General features: G+C 74.4%; 9 protein-coding genes. 4 read left to right on the top strand and 5 right to left on the bottom strand.

Translation table 11 applies throughout. From position 1 onward, the window contains the following. Positions 1-140 precede the first annotated feature (140 nt). Positions 141-2624, bottom strand: coding sequence for a glycoside hydrolase family 3 protein (locus ABD343_RS30155; protein ID WP_344532655.1), 2484 nt, complete (start codon positions 2622-2624; stop codon positions 141-143). Positions 2625-2648: 24 nt separating this feature from the next. Further along, the gene (locus ABD343_RS30150; RefSeq protein ID WP_344532653.1) at positions 2649-3347 is read right to left on the bottom strand and encodes an alpha/beta fold hydrolase; all 699 of its coding nucleotides are present in this window, start codon (positions 3345-3347) and stop codon (positions 2649-2651) included. A 220-nt stretch (positions 3348-3567) separates the two neighbouring features. Here ABD343_RS30150 and ABD343_RS30145 point away from each other — a divergent pair, with 220 nt between their 5' ends. Together ABD343_RS30145 and ABD343_RS30140 are read left to right on the top strand one after the other, a co-directional pair. Continuing rightward, positions 3568-4686: a LacI family DNA-binding transcriptional regulator gene (locus ABD343_RS30145; protein WP_344532651.1), complete on the top strand. Its 1119-nt coding sequence runs from the start codon at positions 3568-3570 to the stop codon at positions 4684-4686. A gap of 189 nt (positions 4687-4875) precedes the next feature. Further along, positions 4876-5931: a cation diffusion facilitator family transporter gene (locus tag ABD343_RS30140; protein WP_344532649.1), complete on the top strand. Its 1056-nt coding sequence runs from the start codon at positions 4876-4878 to the stop codon at positions 5929-5931. A 9-nt stretch (positions 5932-5940) separates the two neighbouring features. On the opposite strand, the gene ABD343_RS30135 is transcribed toward ABD343_RS30140, so the two are convergent. Further along, positions 5941-6573 carry a TetR/AcrR family transcriptional regulator gene (locus ABD343_RS30135; protein ID WP_344532647.1) on the bottom strand — a complete coding sequence of 211 codons (633 nt, stop codon included), beginning with the start codon at positions 6571-6573 and terminating at the stop codon, positions 5941-5943. A gap of 68 nt (positions 6574-6641) precedes the next feature. Here ABD343_RS30135 and ABD343_RS30130 point away from each other — a divergent pair, with 68 nt between their 5' ends. Then, positions 6642-7070, top strand: coding sequence for an SgcJ/EcaC family oxidoreductase (locus ABD343_RS30130; protein WP_344532645.1), 429 nt, complete (start codon positions 6642-6644; stop codon positions 7068-7070). An 87-nt stretch (positions 7071-7157) separates the two neighbouring features. Here ABD343_RS30130 and ABD343_RS30125 read toward each other — a convergent pair whose 3' ends face one another. Then, positions 7158-8444, bottom strand: coding sequence for an MFS transporter (locus ABD343_RS30125; RefSeq protein ID WP_344532643.1), 1287 nt, complete (start codon positions 8442-8444; stop codon positions 7158-7160). A gap of 125 nt (positions 8445-8569) precedes the next feature. Between ABD343_RS30125 and ABD343_RS30120 the strand changes: the two genes are divergently transcribed. Further along, complete coding sequence (locus tag ABD343_RS30120; protein WP_344532641.1) at positions 8570-9166, top strand: TetR/AcrR family transcriptional regulator; 597 nt, start codon at positions 8570-8572, stop codon at positions 9164-9166. Positions 9167-9461: 295 nt separating this feature from the next. On the opposite strand, the gene ABD343_RS30115 is transcribed toward ABD343_RS30120, so the two are convergent. Further along, positions 9462-10373 carry a YceI family protein gene (locus tag ABD343_RS30115; protein ID WP_344532639.1) on the bottom strand — a complete coding sequence of 304 codons (912 nt, stop codon included), beginning with the start codon at positions 10371-10373 and terminating at the stop codon, positions 9462-9464. Positions 10374-10556 lie beyond the last annotated feature (183 nt).

The following is a 10556-nucleotide window of genomic DNA, read 5'->3' as shown; positions in this document are numbered from 1 at the left end:
GGGGAACTGCGCGAGCGGCCACAACGCACCCGCAGACCGCAGCGCGCGGAAAGGGGCACCCCGGACCCGGCACCCGGCACCCGGCACCTGGCACACGGCACACGGCACCGGCACCGGCACACGGCATGGGCAAGGCGCGGTCAGTCGGGAATCGTCAGTTCCGCCGAGAGGCGGAGGTCGGTCGCACTGCGGCCCACCGAGAGGGGGTGCGGGCCAGACTCGGTCCGCCAGCACTCGCCCGTGGCGTCCCATCGCTGGACCGCGCGCAGCGGCACGGCGAGCCGGACCTCGACGGCGTCCCCGGCGTCCGCTTCCGCGACGGCGAACGCGGCGAGGGACCGTTCGGCCCCCTCGGGCCCGAGGTAGAGCTGGACGACTTCGCGGCCCGGACGCCCACCCGTGTTGCGGACCCGGACGACGGCCTCGGCGACGGAGTCGTAGGGCCCCTCGGCCGTGCCGGAAGGGACCCGGACGTCGAGCGCCTCGTACGCCCACTCCGTGTACCCGAGGCCGTGCCCGAACCAGTAGGCCGGCTCGGAACCGGCGCGGGCCCAGGCCCGGTAGCCGATGTACGGCCCCTCCGCGTAAGGGAGTTGCCCGTCGCCGTCCGGGACGACCTGCCGCACCGGCACGTCGGTCTCCGCCGCCGGCCAGGTGGTGGGCAGCCGCCCGCCCGGTTCGGCGGCGCCCAGCAGGACGTCCGCGAGCGCGCTGCCGCCCGCCTGCCCGGGGAACCAGGCCAGCAACACGGCGGCCACCCGTTCGCGCCACGGCATCAGCACGGGCGCGCCCGCGTTGACGACGACCACCGTGTCCGGGTTCGCGGCGGCGACGCGCGCGACCAGTTCGTCCTGGCGGCCGGGGAGGGCGAGCGTGTCGCGGTCGACGCCCTCGCTCTCGGACTCGTCGGTGGTGCCGACGACGACGAGCGCGACATCGGCGTCGGCGGCGTCCCGCACGGCACGTTCGATCAGCTCGTCGTCCGGGACGACGGGCGCCCCGTGGCCGAGTTCGAAGGAGATCAGGCCGAAGAGGGGCCCCGCCTCCTTGCCGTTGACGCTGTGCACGAGGCGGACCGGGACCGCGTGGCCCGCGTGCGCGTCGAGGGTGAAGACGCGCTGCGGCGGGTTGAGGAACGCGGCGGCCGGGTCCTCGCTGTCGGGGTGCAGCTCGCCGTCGAAGAGCAGCCGGTCACCGGCCTCCAGCCGGAAGTGGCCGACGCCGCGCACCGCGAGCCGGTGGGCGCCGTCCTCGTCCGGGGTGAACTCGCCGGTCAGCTCGACGCGCCCGAGGTCGCCGAAGGCGACGCCGCCGGGCAGCGCGCCCATCCAGCGGACGGAGCCGTCGGCCTGCGCGGCGCGCGCGAGTTCGGCGTCGTCGAGCCCGAAGAGGGTGGCGGTGAGCGCGAAGCCGTCGGCGGCGGGCGCGAGCCGGGAACGGGGGTCGGGCCCGGGCTCGTACGTCACGGTGACGTCCTCGGGCACGGCGGCGCGCAGCCCGTCCAGGACCGTGCTGACGTGCGGCGGGAAGACCTGCGCGCTGCCTCCACCGCCGAACCTCGGGTGCGCGGCGGGGAGTCCGGCGACGGCGATCCGCCGGAGCGGCCGGGCCGCGTCGCCGCCCAGCGGCAGCGCGTTCCGCTCGTTGCGCAGCAGTACGAAGGAGCGCGCGGCGAGCGCGCGCGCCGTCTCCTCGCCGTCGAGCGGCGCGGGCAGGTCGCCGGGCGCCACGGCGGGCGGCGCTCCCTCCAGCACTCCGGCGCGCGCCGCGAGCAGCAGCACGCGGCGCGCGAGCGCGTCCACGGTCTCCTCCGGTACGCGGCCCTCGCGGACGGCGGCGACGAGGTGTTCGCCATAGACGGTGTGCGGGCCCGGCATCGCGAGGTCGAGGCCGCCGAGGGCGCAGCGGACGGTGTCGCGGGCGCCGGTCCAGTCGGAGACGAGGACGCCGTCGAAGCCCCATTCGCCGCGCAGCACCCCGTTGTTGAGCACGTCGTGCTCGCTCATGGTGGTGCCGTCGACGCTGTTGTAGGCCGCCATCAGGCCCCAGGGGCGGGCGGTGCGCACCATCCGCTCGAAGGGCGCGAGGTACAGCTCGCGCAGGGTGCGGGAGTCGGCGTGGACGTCGACGGTGTAGCGGTCGGTCTCCGAGTCGTTGGCGACGTAGTGCTTGGGCGTGGTGCCGACGCCGCCCTCCTGCACGCCGGTGACCAGCGCGGCCCCGAGGACGCCGGTGAGCACGGGGTCCTCCGCGTACGCCTCGAAGTGCCGCCCGCCGTACGGCGTCCGGTGCAGGTTGACGGTGGGCGCGAGCACGACGTGCGCGCCCTTGCGGCGGGCCTCCTGCGCGAGGAGCAGCCCGGCGAGGCGGGCCGCCTCCGGGTCCCAGGTCGCACCGAGCGCCGTGGGTGACGGGAGCGCCACGCTGGGGTCCTCGGGCGTCCAGTCCTCACCGCGTACGCCCGCGGGGCCGTCGGACAGCACGAGTCTGCCGAACCCGGCGGACGGCACCGGGCCGACCGACCACATGTCGGCGCCGCCGAGGAGGGCGACCTTCGCGGGCAGGTCCAGCCGGGCGAGGACCGCGTCCACGGCCTCGGCACGCTTGTCGCTCATTTCGCTCATGTCCTTCACCATGCCGCGCGCCCCTCAGATCCACCCGTCGAGAGCCGTGAGAAAGCCCTTGAGGTCGTCGCGGTGCATGACGTGCCCGGTGCCAGTGACCGTACGTACCTCGAAACCGCGTCCGGCGAGGAGCGCGGCGCGCTCGGGGCCGACGAGTTCGCTGGGGTCGGCGAGGAGCGCGAGGGAGGGGACGGCGGCGCGCGCGGGGAGCAGGTCGGTGTCCTCGTGGCCGTCCCTGAAGCGCGCGGTCGCGGGGTCCCAGAGGCGCAGGGTGGCCAGCTCCACGTCGATGTCCTCGGCGTCCCAGCGGGGCCGCGCCTCGGCGACCTCGGCGCGGGTCGTCTCGCGCTTGACCTTCTCGCCGTCGATGCCGTCGAGCGGGCCGGGGCCCGCGGCGAGGAAGGCGGGGTCCTCGTAGACGGCGCGGGCGGGGCGGAGGCGCTCGACGGCGCGGGAGAGGAGGAGCCCGCCGAGGGAGTGCCCGAGGGCCAGCTCGGCTCCGGCGGGCAGGGTGTCCACGAGGTCGTCGGCGAAGGCGTCGAGCGCGTAGTCGCCGGGGGCCGGGCTGCGGCCGTGGCCGCGCAGGTCGACGGCGAGCACCCGGTAGCCCCGCTCGGCGAGCGCGGGGCCCACCTTCACGAAGGTCCTGTGATCGGCCATGATCCCGTGGACGAGGAGGGCGAGCCGGTCGCCCCCGCCCCATTCGTGGGTGTGCAGCTTCACGGTGGGTCCCGCCTTACGTGCGTGGGAGAGGGCACGCCGTCGCGCGCCTGGTGACACGTGTCACTGACACGTGTAACGTCCTGTCTAGCACTGCCCCGACCGATCCGCCAGACCCGGCCTGGTCAACGGCTGTTCAAGGCCCGACGGGCCCGTCGAGACCCATCGAGACCCCGTCGACGCCGGCCGGGGCCGGTCGAGGCCCGGGAAGGACGAAGCCGCCATGACCGATCCCCGCTCCGCGTCCGCGTCCCCGCCGACCAGTGCCGACGTGGCCCGTCGCGCGGGCGTCTCGCGCGCCACCGTCTCGTACGTGCTGAACGGCGCCGAGAGCAGCGCCCGTATCAGCGAGGCCACCCGCGCCCGCGTGCACGCCGCCGCCGACGCGCTGGGGTACGTTCCGCACGCCGCGGCCCGCGCCCTGCGCGCGGGCGCCAGCCGGATGGTGCTGATGTCGGCCCCGCACGTGCCCGCGGGCCCGCTCTACGCGCGCTTCGCACACGAGGCCCAGAGCGCCCTGCGCCTCCTCGGCTACACGGTCGCGCACGTCGCCGCCGGAGCCGCCGGTGACACCGGGATCCCCGGGGTCACCGGGATCCCCGGGGTCACCGGGGACGACGGCGGCACCGGAGCCTCCGGGAACGAGGACGGCACCTCGGTCGACGTCCGCGCCTGGGCCGAGCTGCGGCCCGCGGCCGCCGTCGCGCTGCCGCCCACCGTGCTCACCCCCGCCGATGTGACGCTGCTCAAGCGCGCGGGCACCCGGGCGGTCATCACCGTCGGCCCGCCGCGCGTCGCGGGCGCGCACTCGCTGACGATGGACCAGCGCGAGGTCGGCTCGGCGGCGGTGGCACACCTCGTGGAGCGCGGGCGGCGGCGCGTCGGGGTCGTCGTCCCGGCGGAGCCGGGGCTCGACGCGTTCGCCCGCCCCCGGCTCGCGGGGGCCCACGCGGCGGTGGCCGAGGGCTCCGGCGGCGGCGCGGACGTACGGATGACGCCGCTGCCGCTCGCCCTCACCGAGGAGTCGGCCGCCGCGCTCGCCGCCCGCTGGCCCGCGCTGGGCCTCGACGCGGTCTTCGCGTACAACGACGAGTACGCGGTGCTCCTCCTGCGCGCCCTCCAGGACGCCGGGGTGCGGGTGCCCGAGGACGTCGCGGTCATCGGCGCCGACGACCTCCTGGCCGCCCGGCTGACGCGCCCCCGCCTCAGCAGCGTCCGCGTCGAACACGCCTCGGGCGCCGATTTCGCCGCTTATGTCGACGAGTTGGTCCGCTCCCCCGGCGCCCGTCCGCGCCGCCGCCGGGCGATGACCGTGAGTGTGACGGCGCGGGACTCGACGTAGCGGCGAGGGCCCTGGAAGTGGGCACCGTTATCGTCTTCGCGCGCCCCGATGATAGGCATCGCCCCAGGTCAGAGCGTTCTTATCGGTACTGACAACGGTCACCGGTACAGCCTTTGCCACCCTCCCGTCCCGTGCGCTTCACTGCACTCAGCCGACCCCGATCCGGGGGTCCGCGGGAGGGGAGGAACGGTGGGCAAGGGACCGCACGGTCAGGGCCACGCGCACGGGCACGGTGGCGGGCACGCACACGGCGGCGGGCACGGAGACGGGCACGCGGGGCACTCGCACGGGGTGTCCGCGGACACCGACCGGCGCTGGCTGACGAGCGCGCTGGTGCTCATCACGGTGTTCATCGCCGTCGAGTCGGTCATCGCCTTCGCCGCCGGATCGCTGGCGCTGCTGTCCGACGCGGCGCACATGCTCACGGACGCGGTGTCGATCGTGCTGGCGCTGGTCGCGATGCGGCTGTCGGCGCGCCCCGCGCGCGGCGGCTTCACCTTCGGTCTCAAGCGCGCGGAGATCCTCTCCGCGCAGGCCAACGGGCTGACGCTGATCCTCGCCGCGGCCTGGCTCGGCTACGAGGCGGTCGAGCGCCTCATCCACCCGCCCGAGGTCACGGGCTGGCTGGTGCTGGTGACGGCCCTCGCGGGCATCGTCGTGAACCTCGCGGCGACCTGGTGCCTGTCCCGTGCCAACCGCTCCTCCCTCAACGTCGAGGGCGCGTACCAGCACATCCTCAACGACCTGTTCGCGTTCATCGGCACGGCGATCGCCGGTCTCGTCGTCGTCCTCACGGGCTTCGCCCGGGCCGACGCCATCGCCACGCTGGTGGTCGTCGCGCTGATGCTGAAGGCCGGGTACGGGCTGCTGCGCGACTCGGGCCGGATCTTCCTGGAGGCGGCGCCCGTCGGCCTGGACCCGGACGCGATCGGCGACCGCCTCGCGGCCGCGCCCCGCGTGACCGAGGTCCACGACCTGCACGTCTGGACGATCACCTCCGGCGAGCCCGCCCTCTCCGCGCACGTCCTGGTCGAGCCGGGCGGCGACTGCCACGGCGTCCGCCGCGCCCTCGACACCGCGCTGGCCGAGGAGTACGGGATCACGCACACGACGCTCCAGATCGACCACGCGGCCCCGGCCGCCGTCGAGGCGGCGCCGGCCCTCGCGGTCGCGACGGCCGGACCGGTCCCCCACTGCGCGGCGGCCCACGGCCCGGTCCACCACGAGGGGCCGCACGAGCACTGAGCGGGCGCGCTACGCACCGTCCCCCTCCGGCGGCGTCCCCGGCAGCAGGGCCGTGATCAGGGTGTGCCGGAGCCAGCTCTCGTACGCGTCGTAGGACCACCCGGCGTCGCGTACGAGGCTGTCGTGGACGCCGAGGGTCAGCAGGGCCACGGCGATGTCGGCGGCCCGGTCGGCGACGGGGTGGCCCGTGGCGCGGACCCGGTCGATGATCATCTCGACGCCGAGCCGGTTACGGCGCTCGCCCTCCGCCCTGGTGGCCCGGATGTCGGGGTCGACGGCGGCGCCCGATTCGAGGATCGCCACGATGTCGCCGCAGCGCTCCCTGACCTGGCGGCTGGCGGTGGCCATCAGGCCGAGCAGCTCCTCCGGGTCCGTGGCCTCCCCCGACGCGGCCATCAGGTCGGGCAGCCCGGACTCGTCGTCCAGCAGGTCGACGAGTCCGGCGAGCACGCCTGCCTTGGAGCCGAAGTGCGCGTAGAGCGTCTGGGGCGCGACGCCCGCCTCCTGCGCGATGAGACGGACCGGCGTACGGGCGTAGCCGCGCTCGGCGAAGAGGTGGCGCGCCGCGGTGAGGATCGTGCGGAGGGTCAGGGCCTCGCGCCGGTCGCGCAGCCGGACGATTCCGGGCAGGTCCTCGGTCATGTAGCCTCCGGAGCAGAAAGTTGGAACGTTGTTCTAGTCACTGCAACAGCGATTCACCGGAGGTTACCGTGAACGCCGAAGAGATCCTCACCGGGATGGCACGTGCGTGGAACGCGGGCGACGGCGCCGGATGGGCGGCCCACTTCGCGCCGGACGCCGACTTCGTCGACGCCGTGGGGCGCGTCCAGCACGGCCGGGACGTCATCGGGGCGGAGCACCAGAAGATCTTCGACACGATCTACCGGGGCAGCGAGCTGGAGCTCCGGCTGAGGGACACCAGGCGGCTCGGCGAGGACGTGTACCTGATGCACAGCACCTCGTCGCTGGACGTACCGGCCGGTCCCCGGGCCGGTCACTGGGAGGCGATCCAGACGAAGATCGTCCAGGACGGGCTGATCCTCGCCTTCCACAACACCGCGCTCGTGGACCTGGCGGACGTCGTCCACGAGGACGAGGAGCTGGCCCGGCGCTCGCCGCAGGAGTGGCGGCACGCGTAGCCCCGCCGGGAATCGGGGGCCGGAGCCCGCGAGTCGGGGACCGGGCCCCCGGACCTCCGAGCCCCCGGCCCTCCGGGCCACCGGCGCTCAGCGCCTGCGCGGGCGCAGGTGGGTGCGTATACCCGGCAGGCCGCCGAGCAGCAGCCAGCAAGCCGCGACGGCGCAGACGCCGGTCCAGCCCCAGTGGCCGAAGGCGACGCCGCTGAGCGCGGAGGCGGCCGCGGCGCCCGCGAACGCGGCCACGACGTAACCGGTGTTGGCGGCGGCGGGCGTGTCCGTGGCCGCCAGCGCCCGGGCCTGGTTGGCGACCTGGCCCGCGACCAGACCGGCGTGGACGAGGACGGCCGCCGCACACAGGGCCCACATCCGGTGGCCGCCGAGCCAGAAGAGCGGCAGCCAGAGGACGGCGAGGGCGTACGTGCCGCGCACCACCTTGCGCGAGCCGAACCGGTCGACGAGACCGCCGGAGAGCGGCGCGACCAGGCTGGCCGAGAGCCCGAGGAGGCCGAAGAGCCCGGCCGTCCCGGTGGAGAGGTGGTACGGCTCGCCGGTCAGCAGCAGGACGAGCGAGGTCCACAGGGCGCTCCACGCGCCGAAGAGGCCCCCCTGGCGCAGGCAGGCCCGGCGCAGTTCGGCGGAGGAGGCCAGCGCACGTGCCGTACGGGCCATGCCGTGCAGGGGGTTCGCGGTCACGGCCGGTCCGCCCGCACGCGCGCCGGAGGGCAGCAGCGCGGCGGTACCGGCGCCGACCACGACGGTGAGGAGCCCGGCGGCGAGGAAGACCGCGCGCCAGCCGTACGCCTGCGCCGCGGCGCCGCCCAGCACGCGGGCGGCGACGATCCCGGCGAAGAGCCCGGCCATCAGCGCGCCGAGGTGCATGCCGCGCCGCCCGGCCGGGGCGCGCTCGACGACGAGCGGCACGAGGAGCTGGGGGACGACGGACGCCGCGCTGGCGGCGAACACCCCGGCCCCCAGCAGCCCGAGCCCGGGCGCGAAGGAGGAGGCGGCCATGGCGGCGCCGACGCCCAGGGCGAGGACCGCGACGGCCTTGCGGCGGTGCGCGGTGTCGCCGAGGGGCGCGAAGAGGAGCAGCCCCGCCGCGTAACCGAGCTGGCCGACGGCGGCGATCCAGCCGACGCCCGAGGCGGCGGCGCCGAAGCTGTGCGCGATGAGCCCGAGGAGGGGCGCGGCGAGATAGATGTTGGCGACCGTCACGGCGGTGCACAGCGCGATGACGGCGAGCAGGACGGGGGACGTACGGCCGCCGGGGCCGACGGGGGCCGGGGGCGTGGCCGGGGCCGGAGCCGGGACCGGGGCCGGGGCCGCCTGCGCGGTCGCGGCCTCGTCGCGGCGGGTGCTGCCGGAGAGAGACATGCGGTCCTTCGGTTCGGAAGAGGCACCCCTGGGCAGGGCGAAGAGGTTCCAACCAACTTGTTGGTTGGAACTCTGGCAGGCCCGCGTCAGCCCTGTCAACCAAACAGTTGGTTACACTGACCGGCATGGCAGCACCCTCGACCGGGACACGCGATCCCGAGGCGACCAAGGCCCGCATCTTCCGCGCGGCCACCCAGGAGTTCGCCGCCCACGGCATCGCGGGCGCCCGCGTCGACCGCATCGCCCGTGAGGCACAGGCCAACAAGCAGCTCATCTACGCCTATTTCGGCAACAAGGCGGAGCTGTTCTCGCAGGTCCTGGAGGCGAATCTGATCGATCTGATCGCCGAGATCCCCATCGACGCCGAGGACCCCGTGGCCTGGGCCGACCGCCTCCTCGACTACCACGCGTCCCACCCCGAGGTGACGCGGCTGATGCTCTGGGAGGCACTGGAGTTCGGCGAGACCTCGGCACTCCCCGCCGCGAACGCGCGCGCGGAACAGTACACGCGCAAGGTCGCCGCCTTCGAGGAGGCGCAGCGCCAGGGGCTCATCGACACGGCGATCCCGCCCGGGGACCTCGTCTTCCTGATGATCACGCTGTTCATCTCGCCCACCGCCATGCCGCAGATCCGCCATCTGCTCGCGGGCGACACGGACGAGGACACGGCGCGACTGCGCGGCTCGATCCGCACCGTCGTGCGCCGCATCACCGGCACCTGACCGAGGGCCGGGACCCCCTCAGCGCGGGACTTTCCCGGCGAACCGGGGTGTTTCGGCGCTGACTCACCAGACAGGGCCGTTCGGCCCCTGCGAAGGACCGCGCCCCGGGGGCACTCTGAAGCATCACCTCCCGGGGCCAGCCTCGGACCCCGGGACTGTGGGGGGGAAATGGGGGCAGGGTCCGTTGCTGAGCGGCCTCGGACCGGCCCCCCGGTACGCCCGGGCGTAACCCGTCGCACGCCCGGGCGTATCCCACGTCCCCCGTTCCGGAGGTGTCACTCCGGACCCGGAGGGGTCACTCCGGAGGAGTCGGCATCCCCTCATGGCGGTACATCGCCTGGATGTCCATCTCCAACTGCACCGTGCGCCCGATGACGACGATGCCGCGCTGGATCATGTTCCCGTAGTTGAGCGTGAAGTCGTCGCGGTGCAGTTCCGCGGTCGAGTACGCCGCGCAGCGCAGCTCTTCCCCGTAACCGCCGTTGACCGAGCCGTGGTAGCTGGTGTCGAGGTTGACCGTGCGGCTCACCCCGTGCAGCGTCAGCGTGCCCTGCACGGTCCACTTCGAGCCGCCCTTGTGGGTCAGCTTGCTGCTGGCGAAGTGGAGGTACGGGTAGCGCTCGACGTCCAGGAAGTCGGCGGACTTCAGGTGCTCGTCGCGCGTCCTGTTGCCGGTGTCGATGCTCGACGCGTCGATGGTGATCTCCAGGTAGGAGTCCTCCATCCGCTCGGCGACGCGGATCCCGCCGTCGAAGCGGGTGAAGCGGCCGTGCACATTGGACATCCCGAAGTGCCGGGCCACGAAGCGGATCGCCGAGTGCGGCGGGTCGAAGACCCACACGCCGGGCTGCGGGAGGTCGGGCTCCTGGCCCGTCTCCATCCGCAGCCGCTCCAGCGGCGCCGGGGCCCCGGCGGGGACCTCGATGACGCGGTGCAGCGGGTGGAGTCCCTCGACGGTGCCGCGCAGCGCGTACCGCCCCTGCGGCAGCGCCGCGGTCACGCGCCCGAACGGATCGGTGGTGGCCTTGAGGACGTGCCGCCGGGTGTCGGTCTCCGTGAGCGTCACCTCGACGCCCGGCAGCGGCTGCCCCATCGGGTCGGAGATCTCCGCACTGAGGAGCCCCGCCTCCTGGGGAAGTCCGTCCACCGGCCAGCCGCCGCCGGAGTTCTTCGGCCTTCTCCTGCTGAGGAGCGTCCCGAGGCCCATAAATCCTTGCCTACTTCCTGCTTTGTTGCTCACGTGCTGCCGCGTCTCGCGCGGTACCTGGCCAAAAGCGACCGAATCCGATCGTACGTACGTAGCCGCAAAAGTCGTAACCCGGGCTCTCTCCGCGAACACGAAACCGTCACGCATTTCCCCGTCCCGGACGGTTGATTTCTCCTTACGCGT

Origin of the sequence: Streptomyces albiaxialis (assembly GCF_039530985.1) — a bacterium.
Taxonomy (GTDB): domain Bacteria; phylum Actinomycetota; class Actinomycetes; order Streptomycetales; family Streptomycetaceae; genus Streptomyces; species Streptomyces albiaxialis.
Note: the sequence above shows the minus strand (reverse complement) of the source record. Positions and strands in the feature narration are given on the sequence as shown.